This is a genomic window from Actinomyces sp. Z5 (assembly GCF_003287795.1).
GTDB classification, from domain to species: domain Bacteria; phylum Actinomycetota; class Actinomycetes; order Actinomycetales; family Actinomycetaceae; genus Actinomyces; species Actinomyces glycerinitolerans.
In genome coordinates this window covers 876-18,034 of the sequence record NZ_QMIN01000049.1, presented here as the reverse complement: position 1 = coordinate 18,034, position 17,159 = coordinate 876, and the positions used below count along the sequence as shown (strand labels likewise).

At 70.4% G+C, this 17,159-nt stretch carries 13 protein-coding genes, 2 tRNA genes and 2 riboswitches; of the genes, 12 read left to right on the top strand and 3 right to left on the bottom strand.

Annotated elements, in window-relative coordinates:
• The first annotated feature begins 145 nt into the window (after positions 1-145).
• The 8 genes from DRB06_RS06415 (at position 146) to DRB06_RS06380 (ending at position 11,240) form a co-directional block, all read left to right on the top strand.
• Positions 146-1,486 carry an MFS transporter gene (locus DRB06_RS06415; protein WP_111819442.1) on the top strand — a complete coding sequence of 447 codons (1,341 nt, stop codon included), beginning with the start codon at positions 146-148 and terminating at the stop codon, positions 1,484-1,486.
• Between the two features lie 140 nt (positions 1,487-1,626).
• A complete protein-coding gene (locus tag DRB06_RS06410; protein WP_073329206.1) occupies positions 1,627-2,301 on the top strand; it encodes a metal-dependent transcriptional regulator in 675 nt (224 codons plus the stop codon).
• A gap of 191 nt (positions 2,302-2,492) precedes the next feature.
• Positions 2,493-2,656: riboswitch (cyclic di-AMP (ydaO/yuaA leader) on the top strand.
• The gene (locus DRB06_RS06405; protein WP_073329208.1) at positions 2,657-3,418 is read left to right on the top strand and encodes a C40 family peptidase; all 762 of its coding nucleotides are present in this window, start codon (positions 2,657-2,659) and stop codon (positions 3,416-3,418) included. It begins immediately after the preceding riboswitch.
• A gap of 221 nt (positions 3,419-3,639) precedes the next feature.
• Positions 3,640-3,799, top strand: a riboswitch (cyclic di-AMP (ydaO/yuaA leader).
• A 5-nt stretch (positions 3,800-3,804) separates the two neighbouring features.
• Positions 3,805-4,623 carry a C40 family peptidase gene (locus tag DRB06_RS06400; protein WP_108968476.1) on the top strand — a complete coding sequence of 273 codons (819 nt, stop codon included), beginning with the start codon at positions 3,805-3,807 and terminating at the stop codon, positions 4,621-4,623.
• Positions 4,624-4,778: 155 nt separating this feature from the next.
• Positions 4,779-5,720, top strand: a complete 942-nt coding sequence (locus DRB06_RS06395; protein ID WP_073329212.1) for a universal stress protein — start codon at positions 4,779-4,781, stop codon at positions 5,718-5,720.
• A 100-nt stretch (positions 5,721-5,820) separates the two neighbouring features.
• Positions 5,821-5,896, top strand: a tRNA-Arg gene (locus DRB06_RS06390).
• A gap of 784 nt (positions 5,897-6,680) precedes the next feature.
• The gene (locus DRB06_RS06385) at positions 6,681-10,958 is read left to right on the top strand and encodes a DNA helicase (protein WP_111819441.1); all 4,278 of its coding nucleotides are present in this window, start codon (positions 6,681-6,683) and stop codon (positions 10,956-10,958) included.
• A 12-nt stretch (positions 10,959-10,970) separates the two neighbouring features.
• Positions 10,971-11,240 carry a transcriptional regulator gene (locus DRB06_RS06380; RefSeq protein ID WP_258522166.1) on the top strand — a complete coding sequence of 90 codons (270 nt, stop codon included), beginning with the start codon at positions 10,971-10,973 and terminating at the stop codon, positions 11,238-11,240.
• A 129-nt stretch (positions 11,241-11,369) separates the two neighbouring features.
• Here the strand turns inward: DRB06_RS06380 and mscL are convergent, their stop codons facing one another.
• From mscL to DRB06_RS06365, 3 genes are all read right to left on the bottom strand, one after another.
• Positions 11,370-11,750 carry a large conductance mechanosensitive channel protein MscL gene (gene mscL, locus DRB06_RS06375; RefSeq protein ID WP_073329218.1) on the bottom strand — a complete coding sequence of 127 codons (381 nt, stop codon included), beginning with the start codon at positions 11,748-11,750 and terminating at the stop codon, positions 11,370-11,372.
• Between the two features lie 117 nt (positions 11,751-11,867).
• On the bottom strand, positions 11,868-12,563 hold the full coding sequence (locus DRB06_RS06370; RefSeq protein ID WP_309300326.1) for an RcpC/CpaB family pilus assembly protein: 696 nt from the start codon (positions 12,561-12,563) through the stop codon (positions 11,868-11,870).
• A gap of 127 nt (positions 12,564-12,690) precedes the next feature.
• On the bottom strand, positions 12,691-13,353 hold the full coding sequence (locus tag DRB06_RS06365) for a 5-formyltetrahydrofolate cyclo-ligase (RefSeq protein ID WP_108968471.1): 663 nt from the start codon (positions 13,351-13,353) through the stop codon (positions 12,691-12,693).
• 120 nt (positions 13,354-13,473) lie between these two features.
• On the opposite strand from DRB06_RS06365, the gene glp reads away from it, so the two are divergent.
• From glp to DRB06_RS06345, 4 genes are all read left to right on the top strand, one after another.
• Positions 13,474-14,685: a gephyrin-like molybdotransferase Glp gene (gene glp, locus DRB06_RS06360; RefSeq protein WP_073329387.1), complete on the top strand. Its 1,212-nt coding sequence runs from the start codon at positions 13,474-13,476 to the stop codon at positions 14,683-14,685.
• Positions 14,678-15,373: a GNAT family N-acetyltransferase gene (locus tag DRB06_RS06355; protein ID WP_083565651.1), complete on the top strand. Its 696-nt coding sequence runs from the start codon at positions 14,678-14,680 to the stop codon at positions 15,371-15,373. Before glp ends, DRB06_RS06355 begins: the two co-directional genes overlap by 8 nt.
• A 129-nt stretch (positions 15,374-15,502) precedes the next feature.
• On the top strand, positions 15,503-16,630 hold the full coding sequence (locus tag DRB06_RS06350) for a hypothetical protein (RefSeq protein ID WP_111819439.1): 1,128 nt from the start codon (positions 15,503-15,505) through the stop codon (positions 16,628-16,630).
• A 109-nt stretch (positions 16,631-16,739) separates the two neighbouring features.
• Positions 16,740-16,812: transfer RNA gene (locus DRB06_RS06345), tRNA-Ala, on the top strand.
• The last annotated feature ends 347 nt before the right edge of the window (positions 16,813-17,159 follow it).

Genomic DNA, 17,159 nt, shown 5'->3' with positions numbered 1-17,159 from the left:
CGGGGGCGACGACGCGGCTACGGTCACGTCGTCGCCCCCTGTCTGTCCCCGGTGTACAGACGTACAATTGACCGATCCCAAAAAAGCGCGCATCCCAGCGGGTGCGCCCGTCGTCACACCGCGAAACTGGAGTTATCTCCCCACCGTGAGCAGCACCTTCGAGTCACTCAAGTTCCACAATTATCGGATCTGGTTCTTCGCCGCGCTCGTGGCCAATATCGGTACCTGGATGCAGCGCGTCGCTCAGGACTGGTTGGTGCTGCGCATACTGACCGACGACTCCGCCTCCGCCACCGGCGTCACCACGGCGCTGCAGTTCCTGCCCGCCATGCTGTTCAGCGCCCACGCCGGACTGGTCGCGGACCGGGTGGACCAGCGCAAGTTCCTCATCTTCACCCAGACCGCCATGGGCGTGGTCTCCCTGATCCTGGCCGCCGACGTGCTCGCCGGCCATGTGGCGCTCTGGCACGTCTACCTGGCCGCCTTCGGCACCGGGCTGGCCTCCGCCTACGACTCCCCGGCGCGTCAGATCTTCGTCGGCCGGATGGTCCCCGCCGAGAACCTGGCCAACGCGGTCGGACTGAACTCGGCCTCCTTCAATGCCGCGCGCCTCATCGGCCCGGCGGTCAGCGGCCTGGTCATCGCTTGGATCGGCCCGGGGTGGGTCTTCCTGGTCAACGCTCTGACCTTCCTGTTCCCGGCGCTGGCGCTGGCGAGCATGCGCGTGTCGGAGCTGTATGACGTCCCCCGCGCCAAACGTGCCAAGGGACAGCTGCGGGCGGGCCTGGCCTACATCCGCCACCGCACTGACATCATCGTGATCATCGCGGTGATCACGATCGTGTCCATGTTCACCCTCAACTTCCAGGTGACCATGGCGGCCATGGTGCGCTCCGCCTTCGACCTGGAGTCCGACGCCTATGGCAGCGTCTCCTCGATCTTCGCCATCGGCTCCCTGGCCGGGGCCCTGTGGGCGGCGCGGCGCAAGTCCCCGCGGGTACGCACCCTGGTGGTCGCGTCCTTCTTCCTGGGTGTGTTCACGATCGCCATGGCGCTGATGCCCAGCTACCAGCTGTTCGCGCTCTCCTCGATCCCGGTGGGCTTGTGCGTGCTGACGGTGCTCACCAGCGCCAACCAGACCATCCAGCTGAACACGGAGCCGGCCATGCGCGGGCGCGTCATGAGCATCTACATGATGTTCTTCCTGGGCACTAACCCCATTGGGGCGCCAATCGTGGGCTGGGTGTCGGACCAATGGGGACCGCGCGTAGCCATCCTGGCCGGTGGAATCGCCGCCGTAATCGTGGCGGTGGCCGCCGGCATCTGGGCGCGGCGCCACTGGCACATCGACTTCGCCTACTCCTCCACCCGCCCCTTCCTGACCACCGTCGGCCCGCGTGAACGCGCCGCAGGTAGCGCTCCTGGCGACGGCGTGGCGGGCGCCGCGGAGGCGGACACGCCCGGCGCTCCCACCGCCTCGGAGTAGCTCGCGGGGCCGGATGATCGAACCCGTCATCGGCGTCGGAGCCGGGGACCGATATCCTGTTCACGCACATGCGCATACGCCGCACCCCGGCTACGGTCAGCCGTGCTGCATCGGTCAGTGGTCATCGGAGGAGGCACCAGATGAGCGAGTTAATCGACACTACCGAGATGTACCTCAAGTCCGTGTACGAGCTTGAGGAAGATGGCGTGCTGCCGCTGCGCGCGCGCATCGTTGAGCGCCTAGGCCACTCCGGCCCGACCGTGTCTCAAACGGTCGCCCGCATGGAGCGCAGCGGCCTTATATGGGTTGCCGACGACCGCTCCCTTCAGCTCACCGACGAGGGGCGCCGTCGGGCCACCGAAGTTATTCGCAAGCACCGACTTGCTGAAAGGCTGCTCCTGGACGTGATCGGCTTGGATCGCAGACTCGTTCACGACGAGGCCTGCCGGTGGGAGCATGTGATGAGTGAGCAGGTTGAGGACCGCCTGGCGGCGATCCTGGGTGAGGTCACCTCCGACCCCTTCGGCAACCCGGTTCCCGACCGCGTCCCCACCCACCCCGCCCCCGCAAGTGACGAGATTAGTGCCGAGCGCCTGGTCCGCGACGGGCGCTCAGACGCCGTCGTCTCCCGTGTGGGAGAGCCCATCCAGGCCGACGACGTCGTCATCGCTCAGCTAGAGGATGCCCGCATTGGGGCGGCTATTCCGGTCCGGCTCACCGCCACGGTCGGCGGCATCCGCGTCAGCCGACAGGACGACGACGCCTCTGTACTCCTGCCCAGTGCCCTGGCCAGGCACCTCTTCCTCAAGCGCTGAACCGGCACGATCGGCCCCCGGCAGTGGTGCGGCGGGCCGAGAATGTTGCCCGCGCGACCCCGCCGTGGGAGATTCCACAGCGGGAGCGGCGGAGAAAACTACCCATGGACGGGGGAACTTCATTAACTTAGATGCCGCAGCCGGCACCCCTCGGCTGTGGAGGCGCCCGCGGAGCCCAAGCCTGCCGGCGCGAGCCGCCTCCGCCAACGACTTTTTCCGGCAGGCCCGGGGGAACCACTTCTCCGGCCGTGACGCTCCGGCGGACGCGGCCTCGGGGTGAAGCCCGCAGCACGCGGGCCGGGCGTCTCCCGCCCGAACCCGACAGCTAACCTCGTCGGCTCTGCAGGAGAATTCATTGTCTACAAACGTCAAGGCCCGCCACCGCAAGGCCGCGCGTCCGCTGACGCCCCTGACGGATGCCGCCCCGGTTGCGCGCCGCGGGCTTGCCGTCGCCGCCTCCTCCGGCCTGGCCCTCACCATGATCGCTTCGGGCGCCAACGCGGCCAGCGATGACGCGGATGCCACCGGCTCGGCCGGCGCACTCAGTCAGGCCGGCGTGGCCGCACTGGCCACCGACGCGCGCGAGGTCGTCACCACCAACGCCGCCATTTCGACCGGTTCGGAGACGAACTGGAGCGAGGACGTCGTCGAGGCCGCCACCGTCACCGCCACCGCCCCAGTGGTCGAAGAAGAGCCCGAGGTCGAGGAGGCTGTCGAAGCCGAGGAGACCGCAGAGGTCTCGGATACCGTGGAGGCGAGCGAGACCACCCAGGTGGCCGCCACGACCTCCACCGGCGAGGGCATGGTCGCGCTGGCTATGCAATACGTCGGCACTCCCTACGTATGGGGCGCCTCCGGCCCGTCTTCCTTCGACTGCTCCGGCCTGGTGTCCTATATCTACGCCCAGTACGGCATCAGCATCCCGCACCAGTCCGGCCAGATCCGCGCCATCGGCACGCCGATCTCCGCGGACGAGGCTCGGCCCGGAGACATCCTGTGGTGGTCCGGCCACGTCGGCCTGTACGCGGGCAACGGCATGATGGTGGACGCCACCCCCTCGAAGGGTGTGTCTTACCGGGCCGTCTACTCCGGTGTGACTTACCTGCGCGTCAGCTGACCGCACTCGCCCCGCACCCCAGCCCCGGGGAGCGGGGCGTTTTTGTGTCCGCGTGGCCGGGGACGGGGCGGCAGGCGTGGACACCGCAACCGGCATGTGCGACGTTTCACGGCGGTGTGTGTGATCCCGCCGTGACGCCGGGAGGGGTCTTCGGGTAACGTGTTCACCGTTGCGGGCGCTAGCCGCTCGTGGCGCTGGAAACGAGGCCTAATCCTGCCGCTCGGTTCCGGCAGCCATATCCCACATACCAAGGCAGGAACGGGGGAACCAAAAGCGGCTCCGGCATCGACTGGAGCCTTGGGGTGAAGCCCGCGTGATGCGGGCCGGGCGTCTCCAGTCCGAACCCGACAGCTCACCTCGTCGGCATCTCAGAGGAGAACCACTACATGACAACACGCACCTCGGCTCGGCACCGCAAGGCCGCTCGGCCGTTGACCCCGATGAACTCAGTCGCTCCGGTCGCCCGCCGTGGCTTCGCAGTGGCCGCATCCTCGGGTCTGGCCCTGGGCATGATCGCTTCCGGTGCCTCTGCCGCGAACACCAACGAGGCCGCGCAGTCCGCCGGCTCACTTGAGACTCAGGGCGTGGGTGCGCTCGCCGCCGAGGCGCGCACTGCCGTCTCCACCAACGAGGCCGTGCAGGTCGCCGACTCCGTCTCCGTCCCCAGCGACGTCGAGACCGTGGACACCCCGACCGCCGAGGCCCCGGTCATTGAGGTCGAGGAGGAGCCCGAGGTCGAGGCGACCGAGGAGACCGAGGTCGCCGCCGACGTCGCTGCCACGGATGCGACCGCCGCCGACGCGGCGGGCACTACCGAGGCCACCGCCGACGCCACCCAGGCCGCGGCTACCGCCGCGCCCGCCAACGCGTCCGGTTCCTCCGTCGTCTCGATCGCCATGCAGTACACCGGCATGGCCTACGTCTACGGCTCCAATAACCCGGCCAACGGCGGTTTCGACTGCTCCGGGCTGGTCCAGTACGTCTACGGCCAGGTCGGCATCTCCCTGCCGCGCACCTCGTACGCCCAGGGCGCCTCCGGCACGATCGTGTCCGCGGCTGCGGCCCAGCCGGGCGATATCGTCTACTACGGCGGCCACGTCGGGATTTACGCGGGTGGCGGCATGATGATTGACGCCGGTAACCCGAGTGTCGGCGTGTCCTACCGCGCCGTGTACGGCTCCCCGCAGTATGTGCGCGTGGGCTGAACCGTACGCTTAACTGCTTCCTGACGTGGGGGCGGTCGGCCGTGTGGCCGGCCGCCCCCACGTGCTATCTTCAAAACGTGTTTTGGAACACGCCCGCCTGCAGGGCACAATGAGTCGGGTCGAGTACCCGATGCTCGAAGAAAGGGACACAACCCATGGCTGAAGACAAGGTCGTCCTCGTCGGAGTTGACGGCTCACCCGAATCCCTGGAGGCGGTTGACTGGGCGGTTGACCGTGCGGCTTGCAGCGGCTGGCGCGTGCACATCCTGTGCGCCTACTCCTTGCCTTCCTTCACCACCGCCTCGCTCGACGGCGGCTACGCCGCTCTGGATGACTCGGCCGTGCGCTCCGGCGCCGAAGCGGTCGTCAACGAGGCGGTCGCCCGCGCCCAGGGGCGGGGCGTAACCGTGACCAGCTCCCTGGAGACCGGAGATCCAGCCGGCGTGCTGGTTGACCTGTCCGAGGACGCCTCCCTCGCCGTGGTGGGCACTCGCGGCGGTGGAGGCTTCGCCGACCGGCTGCTCGGAACCGTGTCCTCGGCCCTACCGGCGCACAGCCACTGCCCCGCCGTCGTGGTTCCGCGCCACACGGAGGGCTCTGCCTTCACCCCCGTGCGCCGCATTGTCGTCGGCGTCGACGGCTCCGATTCGGCGCGCAAGGCCCTGAGGTGGGCGGTGCGCGAGGCCGAGGCCTGGGGCGCTGAGCTGACCGCGATCGCAGCCGTCCCCATGGCCTCTGGCGCGGGGGCGCTCGCCTGGCTGCCCGCCGCCGTTGATCGCGAGCAGGTTCTCACCGACGTGCGCTCGGGCCTGGACCGGGCCATCGCCGAGGCCACCGAGGGCCACCCCGACGTCGTGGTGCGCCGCCACGCCCTGGACGGCAACGCCGCCGAACTGATGTCCGAGTTCTCCACCGCGGTCGACCTAGTGGTGGTCGGCTCTCGCGGTCGCGGCGGCTTCTCCGGACTGCTGCTGGGCTCGGTCAGCCAGGGTGTTCTCTCACACGCTTCCTGCCCCGTCATGGTGGTTCCCGCTCGCACGCGAGAAGAGGACGTACGCGTGGGCCGCACTCAGACCACCCCCTGGTCGCGCGCCTGACGGAGACGATGCCGGTCGCGCACGCGGTCGGCACCACTCGAACCGGCGACGGAATTGGGGACGGGTTGCGATCGGGTAGGATCGCAGCCGTCCTCAGCCGGCCCTCGTAGCTCAGGGGATAGAGCACCGCTCTCCTAAAGCGGGTGTCGCGCGTTCGAATCGCGCCGGGGGCACCAGCCGCCTTCCCGCACAACCACGCGGAAACCGGGCCATCAGCGCGAACGCGGTGCTTTAGGCCGGAGTGCCGTGGAGACGCCGGGTTTCGGGGTTTTTCGGTGCGGGCGTGCCGCTGTAGACCGGCGTGCTGTGAGGCTGCCCGCCGCCGGACTGCACTGTTCGGACCGCTTTCCTCTGTGTGGACCGTCAGCCTCCATTTGGACCGCCGTAGTGCGCCACTGGGGCGGTCCAAATCGGCTTTTCCGGTTTGGGGGTGTGGTGGTTGTGGCGGGCTGCGGCAGAACTGTCACCGATGTCCTGAGCCATAACACGGGGTGGGGTGTGTGGTGTGCCGGTTGGGCGTTAACGACGCTACTTAACGTTCTGCTGTACACCTGCAGTTCCTTCAGCAGACGGTTAACCGGCGTTGTTAACCCCGAAGCGGCGTAGCAGACCGGGAAGTGGCGTAGCAGACGGTCCCGCTTCCAGGCGAGCCTGTCAATGGATTTGTGGGTGTGGCCGGGTCGCGTGGCGGGCGTGGGGCGAAATGAAGGCGGCCGGTCCGACGACGTCCTCGGCGACCCGAACACGACCTCACGCACCCGAATACGACCTCCGGTCCCGGACAACGACCACCCACACGCAGCTCCGGCCCGAACCACCACATCCACAAACACGAAGAGCCCATTAGGTAGGCAGGTTCTCGCCGTGCCGGTGTGGCTCCGTCGGGACATCGCCGCAGATTCCCGCGCTATCGGTGAGTCGGCGCCGCCCGCCGCGGCCGGGCGGATATCGTGAGGAAATATGACGCCTCCACTGTTCTCTCTGGGCCGCAACCGGCACGACGCCGGGGCGCAGACGCGCGACCCCGAGGACGTCGACCTGCCCGCGGACCCCGCCGCGGCCACGCAGTCCGGTGGCACCCCGGTGTCAGACGCCGAGCGTCGGGCCCGTATTGACGAGGCCCTCGACGACTGGCGCCAGGAACTGGCCGACCTCGGCGGCACCTCCAGCCTCGACGCCTTCTCCGACCACGACGGCATTGTCGACCTGACCGCCGCCCACCCCTCGGGCCTCGCTCAGCTGTACGCAGGCCGCCCGACCCACCTGGGCAGCCTCGTGCGCGAGCGCGTCGCACTCGGCATCGCCCGGCAGTCCCTGCATGAACTCGCCAGCCGCACCGACCAGCTCTCCCGTCGGTTCGGCGTGGCTCCCGTGTACCTGGCCATTGGCGTGGCCGGCTGGACCGAGCCGGTACCCACAGCGGATGACGACGATGCCTTCCCCACGCCCAGCCCGGCAGACGATGCTGCCGCAGCCGGCCCCGCCGCCGCACGAGCCGCCGCGAACGCCGAGGCTGACGCCTCCGACGATGGCAGCGCCGATCCGGAGGCTCCCGAAGCGGCGCCCTCTGCCACGCCTGCCGCCGACGTGACCGACACCGACGCGCCCTCCGCCCGGCCGGTCGCCGTGCGCACCGTCAGCGCTCCCGTGCTTCTGCGGCCGATGCGGCTGTCCAGCGCCGGCGCGGATGCCGCCCTCACCCTGGATACGTCGATCGAGGTCAACCCGGTCCTGACTCGGGCGCTGCGCCGCCATGGCTGCACGGTGGACGTCGACGTCGTCGCCCGCGCCACCCTGGCCGACGACGGCTTCACCCCGCGCGACGCGCTCAGCGGCATCGGCTCGCTCGGACGCGAGTTCCTGCCCGGCTTCGAGATCCACGAGCGGCTCGTCGTCGGTGCCTTCGTCCACCCCGGGCAGGCGCTCCTCGAGGACTTCGACGCCACCGTCGACCGCGCCCGCACTTCTGCACTCGTGGCCGCGCTCGCCGGCGACGCCGAGGCCCGGGCCGCCCTGGATGTGGCCCTGCCTGAGCCCAACCCCACCGATCGGGCCCCCGAAGATGAGCGGGGCGTGGGCGACCTGGATCCGGCTCAACTCGACGCTGTCGAGGCGGTGGGCTCCGGCGCCTCCCTGCTGCTGGATGCGCCCCCCGGCTCCGACGTGGCCGCCGTCCTCGCCGCCATCATGGCCGACGCCGCGGCTCTGGGCCGCACCGTGCTGCACGTGCCCGCCACCAGTGCTGACGGGCACGCCGTGGCCGCCGCCCTGCGCGAACTCGGCCTGGGTTCCGTCGTGATCGACCTCACCGAGGACCCCGCCTGGCGGCGTCATGCGGCCGAGGAAATCAAGACCGCCATGGGCGTCAACGTTCCCGACCTGGATGTGACCGCCATTGTCGGCATGCGCAACCGTCTGACCTCCGTGCGCGAGAAGCTCTCCCGCTACGTGGCCGCCCTGCACAAGCCGCGCGAACCGTGGGGTGCCTCCGCCTACGACGCGCTGCAGCAGCTCGCCGAACTCACCTCCGGCCGCGCCCGCACCAACGCCCGCGTCACCCCCGGACACCTGGAGCGCCTGAACGCCGACGGACGCCGGCGCGCGTCCGAACTGCTGCACCGAGCCCACGCGCTCGGCCTGTTCACCTCCGCCCTGGCGGATTCGGCCTGGAACGGTATGGCCGTGGCCGACGTCGACGAGGCCACCGACGCGCTGGCCCGACTGACCCGGCTCGCCGACGAGCTGCTGCCCGCCGTCGGTGAGCATATTGAGGCGGTGCACACCTCCACCGGCATCACCCGCGCCGAAACGCTCGGCCAGTGGTGTGAGCAGCTGGAAATGCTCGACGGCGTGCGCGACTCCCTGGACGTCTTCTTGCCCGAGGTCTTCGAACGCTCTGCGGCCGACATGGTCATTGCCACCGCCTCGAAGCACTGGCGCCAGGAGCACAGCGTGGAGATGGGCTTTGCCGCCCGGCGCCGGTTCGTCAAGCAGGCCCGGGACCTGGTGCGCCCCGGCCGGGAAGTGGCCGACCTGCATGGGGAGCTGGCCAAGGTGCAGCAGCGCCGCGAGGTGTGGCGCCGCTACGACCCCGAGGGCGGCTGGCCGCACCTGCCACAGGGATTGGACCAGATGCAGCGTGTGGCCGAACGCGCCCGCGACGCCGTGACCGCGCTGCAGCCGATTATCGGCGCGGACATGGTCCTGATGGACCTGCCGTTGACCGAGTTGGAGCAGCGCGCCCGCGTGCTGGCTGCCGACGACGTCACCGTCCACAAGCTCCCGGAGATCAACCGCGTGGTCACCGCCCTCAGCGACCTGGGCCTGACCCCGCTGCTGGACGACCTGGCGGCACGTGATGTGGAACCGGCACAGATCGATGACGAGCTCACCTACTGCTGGTGGTACTCCCTGCTCGGGCAGATCATGCAAGACGACCCCGACCTGGGCGGACTGGACGCGGACGCCCTCAACGACCTCGCCGTATCCCTGCGCGAGCTGGACGCCTCTCAGGCCGACTCTCTGGCCGGCCCCGTCGCCCAGGCCTGCACCCGCCGCGTCCGCGAGACCGTCGACGCCGACAAGGACGCCGCCCGTAGCCTGTACCGCGCCCTCTCGCTGGAGGAGGGGGTGCCACTGCGCGACATCATTGCCGCCCACCCGCTGGCCCTGGTCGCCAAGCCCGTGTGGATCATTCCGCCCACGCTGGTGCCGCAGGTGTTCACCGCCGACGCCGTGGTGGACCTGGCGATCCTGGACGCCTCCGCCCACGTGCCGGTGTCCCGGGTCATGCCCGCCTTCGTGCGCGCCGAGCAGGTGCTCGTCGTCGGTGATCCCCGCCGCTCAACCTCCGGGCTGGCCTCCGAACTCGGCCCGCTGCTGCCGCGGGTGACGCTGCCGACCGGCCGCAACACCCTGGATGCGGAGATTGCCGGCTTCCTCGCCGCCAACGGCTACGACGACGTCGTTGAGGCGATCCCGGCGCCGCCGGGCCGCTCCCGCCTGTCTCTTTCCCTGGTTGACGGCCGGGGCATGCCCGCTCCGGGGCACACCGCCGTTGAGTCGGTTCCCGCGGAGGTCAACCGGGTGGTCGACCTGATCATCGACCACGCCCTGACCCACCCCGAGCAGTCCCTCGGCGTCATCGCGCTCAACGCCCGACACGCCGAGGAGATCCGCCGCGCCACGACCGCCGCCGTTGCCGGCTCACCGGCCCTGGCCGACTACTTCGAGACGGGCGTATCCGAGCCCTTCGTCGTCGTGGACCTGGGGGAGGCGCGCTCGCTGCGCCGTGACCACATCATCGTCTCCGTCGGCTACGCCAAGACTCCGCACGGGCGCACGATCCACAACTTCGGGGAGGTCAGCGACCTCGGCGGCATGCTCGGCCTAGTGGACGCGCTGTGCGCCTCGCGCGGCAGCACCCAAATCGTGTCCTGCCTGGGACCCGACGACATCGACGCCGAGCGCCTGCACGCTCCCGGTGCCCGACTGCTGCGCGAGGTGCTGGTGCATGCCGCCGACTCCGGTGCGCAGTACCCGCAGCAGGAGGAGGTAGCCCCCGAGCGGCTGCTCGTCGAGCTGGCCGAGCACCTGTGGCGCAAGGGGCTGGTGGTGGTGCCCCGCTACGGCATTGAAGGCGGGGTGCGCATCCCGCTGGCCATCGGCCACCCGGACCTGCCGGGCGAACTGCTGGTCGCCGTGCTTACCGACGACGAGCAGTACGTGGCGGAGCGGAGCCTGCGTCGGCGTGACCGGCACTGGGTGGAGCGGCTCCAGCAGCGCGGCTGGCGCGTGCACATGGCCTACTCGGCGGGCGTGTTCGTCGACGTGGAGGGGGAGGCGAGCAAGATCGAGGCGCAAGTGCTGGCGGTGCTCGCCTCCCGCACCGAGGTCGCGACGGCCACCCCCCTGCCGCAGCACATGGAGGACGCCGAACCCCATCCCGTCGAACCGGCGGAGTCAAGCGCGACCGGGCAGTCGGGGAAGACGGCATCCCCGCACCAGACCCAGCTTGACGCGCCCGTGCGCGGCGAACGCCCGCCGATCGCGCAGGGGCTGCCGCTACAGGCCTACTCCGACGACCAGCTCGACGAGCTCGTCGCCTGGATCCGCTCCGACGGCGTGCAGCGCAGCGAGGCCGAGGAGGTCGAGCAGCTGCGCGACGCGCTGGCCCTGACCCGTCACGGGGCCGGGATCGACGCCGTGCTGGCCAACGCCGTGCTCCGGAGCCGCTGAACGATGGGCGACTTGCACACACACGACGCGGATGAGGCGCCCGACGTGACGGGGGCCGGTATCAGGCGTGGTAGGCGTCGCGTCGTCGCGCTGTCCCCACAGGACGCGGTCCGCGTGGCCCGGGGCGAGGCACCGCAGGCGCAGGCGGAGGCGGAGCGTCGACGCGGCACGGACGCGCTCACCGACGCGCGTTCTCGCGAGGGCGGGCTCAATGGCCGTGAGGGCTCCGACCGCGCCAATGACGCCCGGCTGCTGCGCGAAGTGCCACCCCACTGGGGCTGAGCCGCCCGCAGCGGCGAAGGCCGCGCGTGGACAAAACGAAGTGGCGCCCGCCGTAAGACGGACGCCACTTCATTTCTCCTGGCTCCGACCGTCGGCGTCACGGCCGACCGGTGGGAGCCAGTGATCGGCTCAGCCCTGCTGCTTGAGCAGGTCGCGGATCTCGGTCAGCAGCTCGACGTCGGTGGGCTCGGCGGCCTCCTCCTCTTCCTTCTTCAGGCGCGCGGTGAGCTTGTTCATCGGCGCGACGACGCAGAAGTAGACGGCGGCGGCGACGAGCAGGAAGTTGACTAGCGCGGTGATGATCGTGCCCGGCTGGATCGGGTCGGAGCCGTTGATGGAGAACTGCAACACGGAGTTGAAGTTCGGCTGCTTCACCAGGGCGCCGATGATGCCCATGATGACGTCGGTGATGGCCTGAACGATGGGGGCGAAGGCGCCACCGATGATGACGGCGACGGCCAGTTCCAGGACGTTGCCCTGGGCGATGAACTCCTTGAATCCCTTGAGCATGTGGTGCCTTTCGGTGTGGAGCGAGGGCGCAGGTGTGCCACTCGCGGAAGTCACGGTGCGGGAGCGACTCGGCAGCCCGGGGACGGGCCGCGGCCGCATGGCAAGAGGCGGGCGACGTCATGGGCTCAGCACAATGCCGAGCGCACCATTCGTGGCCGCGCCTACGATTAGGTTAGCGTCCACCGCCGGGACAGCAAGCGTAACGAGTGTGACCTTCGTCTGTGCGGTCCACCGGTCGGTATCGCCCTCCTGCTGCGTGAGCACCACCCGCGCGCCCGCACACACGACGGCGGAGGAGTTGCCCGCGTCTCCGACGGCCGCCGCGGCGCTGCGCTCGGCCACCACATCTACCCGCGCTCCGGGCTCCGCCAACTCCGCTCCAACATCGATGGGCACCTGCACCAGCCGCTCCGACGGCGTCAGGGTGGTGGCCAGGGCCGCACTCGTCATGGACGTGGTCAGCACCGTGCCCTCCTCCAGGGCGATCGCGGCGCGACTGCCCACCACGTCCGTGTCGGCCAGGCCGGTCTCGGGCAGGGCGGACTGCGCCACCGCCCGCATCTCAATGTCCGCCTCGGTCAGCACGGCACCGGCGTTGACGTGGCGGGCCGCTACAAGCACCTCCTGCAGACCCTCCGGTGCCGGGCGGAGCACGCCGAGCGCCGCCATCACGGCGGCGGCCAGACAGACGGCGACCACCAGGTGGCGTTGCCGCCACAGCAGCAGGGACGGGCGCGTCGGGCGGCGCCCGTCGGGTTGCGGGGAGTGGTTGGAACGAGGCGTGCGGTCGGGGCGACGGCGAGGGCGAGACATGGACTCAAAGTGGCACAGCCCGCTCACGCGCGTGCCGGCCCTGTGAATGGAACGGGCGTGGGGTGTCGCCAACCGCCCCTGTGGACTGCGGTGACGGCGCGGCCGCGGCGAGGGGTGCCGACGGCGGTCAGTCCTGGTCGGTGGGGGTGCCGGCGAAGGCCGAGCCCTCCAGCAGGAACCACTCGTCGGGAGTGATGACGACGTCGACGGGCGCATCGTGCGCCTGGGCTGGCAACGGACCGGCCACCAGCTCGTCGTCGTGCACCACCGCGAACACCGGCACGCCGGCGCGGCGCAATGGCAGCACCCGGTCGTACCAGCCGCCGCCCTGGCCCAGTCGCCGGCCCGAGCGGTCGACGGCGAGTGCCGGCACGATCACGGCCTCGGCGTCGGCAATGGCGGCGGCGGGCAGCACCTCACCGCTCGGCTCCGGCGGGCGGCCGGGGGAGCGCTCCGCCAGGTCGGCGACCCCGTGGAAGTAGCCCCAGGAGCGCGCCAGGTGCGGGCCGAGCACGGGCAACAGCACGCGCGTGCCGGATTCTTCAAGTTGTTGCAGTAGCAGTCGGGTGCACGGCTCGTGGCCCACGGACACGTAGGCGGCCACCGTGTCCATGCCGGAGATGGCCTGGAGGATATGGGCGGTGAGCCGCTCACAGGTGTCGTTGTGACCGTGCTCGGGGTGGCGGTGGCGGGCGGCGCGGTGCTCACGCAGAACACGGCGCAGTTGCTCCTTGGCGTCGTCGGCCGCCAGTGAACTGGTGTCTGGCAGGACGCGTGCCCGAGTGCTCATGACTGCATTATCGCAGGTGGTCCGCAACCCGGTTTGCTGCCGGGCCGTCCGACGCGGCCAGGTAGCCTGGTGCGCGGTACGCCCGGGAACCCGGCCGGGCAGGAGGAGGACGAAGCCCACATGCGCACTGTTGCTGAGCACCTGGCGGCCTGCCTGGAGATCGCCCGGGCCGCGGCCCCCCTGGACGTGGTGCTGCTGGACGCGGTCGGCTGCGTACTGGCCGAGGACGTCGTCGCCGACCTTGACCTGCCCGCGGTAGACCTGGCCGGACTGGACGGCTATGCGGTCGCCGCCGCCGACGTCGCCGATGCCGCGGCCGGAAGCCCCGTCACCCTGGAGGTGATGGATGCCGTGCGCGCCGGCGACATGCGCCCCACCCGCCTGGTGCCGGGCGCGGCCATCCTCATCGACTCCGGCGCCCCGCTACCACTGGGTGCCGACGCCGTGGTGCCGTGGACGGACACGGACCGCGGTGAATCCCGCGTGCAGGTGCGGGCGATGGTGACCGCCGGAGAGAACGTGCGCCGTCGGGCCGAGGACGTGCAGGCGGGCACCACCGTGCTGCCGCAGGGCTCGCGCATTTCGGCGCGTCAGATCGCGCTGCTGGCCGGTATCGGCCGCCACCGGGTCAAGGTGCATCCGGCGCCGCGCGTGGTCATCATCTCCGTCGGTGACGAACTCGTTGAGCCCGACGGCTCCCGCGAGGCCGGCGACGTTTTCGACGCCAACGGCCACGCCCTGGCGTGCGCCGTCACAGATGCCGGCGGCCAGGCCTTCCGGGTGGCGGCGGTGCCCGACGAACTGGGGGCGCTGGCGGAGACCATCGAGGACCAGTTGGTGCGCGCCGACGTGCTCATCACCACCGGCGGCCTGAGTGTGGGCCAGGGCGACACGGTCAAGGACGTGTTGACACCCCTGGGTACGGTGCGCTTCGACTCCGTGGCCATGTCGCCGGGACGCCAGCTGGGCGTGGGCACGATCGAGGGCACACCGATCTTCTGCCTGCCCGGGGACCCCGTGAGCGCGCAGATCGCCTTCGAGACCTTCATTCGCCCGGTGCTGCGGCAGATCGCCGGCTGGCAGGACCTGCATCGCGCCTCGGTGCCGGCGACGCTCGCTTCCGGCTGGCACTCGCCGGCCCGCAAGCGGCAGTTCGTGCCCGTACACCTGAGCGGTTCGCCGGCGCGCGGCTACACCGCCGAGCCGACGGGGCGGCCGGGCACCACGCGTCTACTGGCGCTGGCCCAGGCCAACGCGATCGCCGTCGTCCCCGAAGACACGCAGACCATCGTCGCCGGCGACACGCTGTACTGCCTGCTGCTCGATGCCTGACCTCCGCTTACCGACGGCGATTGGACACCTCGGCGATCTGTTACACCCGGGCGGGAACCGCTTCCCCTGGCCGGAGGTCCTGACCGAGTCGGGGGTGAGTGCGCGCGGCCTGGCGCGCGGGCCGCGCACCGTGACGCTGCGCCCCATCCGCGTAGGCGACGAGTCGGCCTGGCGACGGCTGCGCCTGGCCGACGACGCCCGACTGAGCCCCTGGGAGGCGACGCTGCCGCCGGACAGCCCCGACGCCCTCGGCAGTTTCCGCGACTATGTGCGCGCCCAGAATCGACTTGCACGCCGTGGCGAGGCCATGCCCTTCGTGCTGGAGGTGGACGGCGTGTTCGCGGGGCAGGTGTCGGTTTCCTCCATCCGCTGGGGGGCGCTGGAGTGCGCGAGCGTGGGCTACTGGATCGGCGCCCCATGGGAGGGACGCGGAGTAATGACCCTGGCGGTGGCGATGGTGCTGGACCACCTCCTTGGCGCCCGGGTCGGTCTGCACCGGGTGGAGATCGACGTGCGCCCGAGCAATGCGCGCAGCCTGGCCGTGTGCCGGCGCCTCGGACTGCACTCCGAGGGGGTGCGGCGGGGGCTGATGCACATTAACGGGCAGTGGGCGGATCATGTCACCTTCGCCGTCGTCGCAGAGGACGCCCCGGCAGGCGGATTCGTGGGGCGGCTGAGGCAAGTGTGAAAGCTGTTGCACGGGTGGCGCGGGCCGGGGATTCGGAACGGAATTGCTAATGGAATCGCGGCCACAACCGGCGCCAACACGCCGCGGTCGTGCCCGAATTCCGCCGCCCGTGCCCTCTACGGTTAAGCCGTGGGAATCGAAACGTGGGCGCTGCTTGCACTCGTCGCGGTTCTCGCCGTGTACCTACTGCCATTCCTGGTCGGGCGCCGCGAGGCGATGAGTATGGCCAATGCGGAGGACCGCTACTCCTCGGGGCTGCGGCTTCTGGCCACGGGGAGCGCAGCCGTCTCCGGGGAGGGCTGCGGTGGTGGGCACGCCATGATCTTTCGACGCCGACCGGAGGTGAGGGCGATGAACAGGCCCGAAGTCAGGAATGTGCGGGCGCTGCGCAAGGAGCGTGAGCTCGTGCGCCTGCGCCAGGCGCATGAGCGCGCTCGTGAGCGCCGCCGGGTGGCCGCCTCCCACCGCGCCACGGTCGCACTGATCCTGCTCGGCGTCACGGCGGGCACAGTCGTGGTTGCCGCGGTTTCTGTGATGCCGTGGTGGGTGGTTGCCATTCCCGGTGCGCTGCTCGGGGGATCCGCGCTCGCGGGACGACGGGCGGCGCGCGCCTCGGCGGCCTCCGACCGGCGTGAGCGTCGTCGTATTGCCGCACTCGAACGGGAACTGACGGCGCTGACCGGCAGCTCCGCCGCGAGCCGGTTGCTTGCGGACGCGTCTGTTAAGGCGGATGAGCAGGCTCAGCCGCGGCATGACGCCGAGGCCCCGGCCCAAGAGACGGCTGCACAGGCGACAGACGCGCAGGAGACCGCTGCGCAGGAGACGGAAGCCGCGGCGGTGGCATCCGACGCCGTCGAACGCGACGAGCCGACCGTGGCGGCCGGTGTCCAGGAGGGATCGGAGCCGGGCGATAAGGCGACTCCGGCGGAGGCTTCCACCGAGGAGCCCACCGCGCCCCCGGAGGTCGTCGATGCTGAAACGCGCGGCGACCAGCGCGAGGCGAAGGCTCCGGCGACGCCGCCGCAGGGCTGGCACCCGGTCAGCGTTCCGGCGCCGACCTACACGCTGGCCGCCCGCGCTCCGCGTCGTAGCTATGAGCCGCCCGCGGAGGAACCCTTCGACTCTGCGCCGGTTCCCGAGCGTCCGCGCAGCGCGCACGCCTACCCCATCGCCGATCCCGAGGTGGGGGCGGATGAGCCGGTATTCCACCCCATCGACCTGGAGGCGGTGCTGAAACGGCGTCGCGCCGGTGCCTGAAACGCGGCCGGGGCGGCAACGGTTTCCGGTGCCGGCTGTCGGTGGCGTGAGTCACGGCGCTCCGACTTGCGGGCCGCCGCGGCTGCGGTGCTACCATCTACCGTGCTCAGGGGCTATGGCGCAGTTGGTAGCGCGTCTCGTTCGCAATGAGAAGGTCGGGGGTTCGAATCCCCCTAGCTCCACCGCTGAAGTGGAATTGATCGTCCCGCCCGGTTGACCGGGTGGGACGATTCGTTGTTTCAGGCGCCGGATGGACCGCTTGGCTGTGCCTGCCGTCCGTTCAGTCAATGAACAACGCTGCGGGTTATAGGCGCGAACGTGTTGCTTTAGACCGGCGTGTCGGGGTGTTCTAGCTGGTTCGGCCGGCCCAGCCTTTGCGTTTCCAGAGGCCTTCTTCGGGGTTGTCGGCGCGAACGTGTGTGTGGTTCGGGCGCCCCCGGGCTCACTAGGTCCTGTTGTGTAAGTGCTTGGGTGGCGATGCGCGGTTGGGTGTCTGTGTGCGTGGCCGTCGAACCTGTCAGTTGGACCC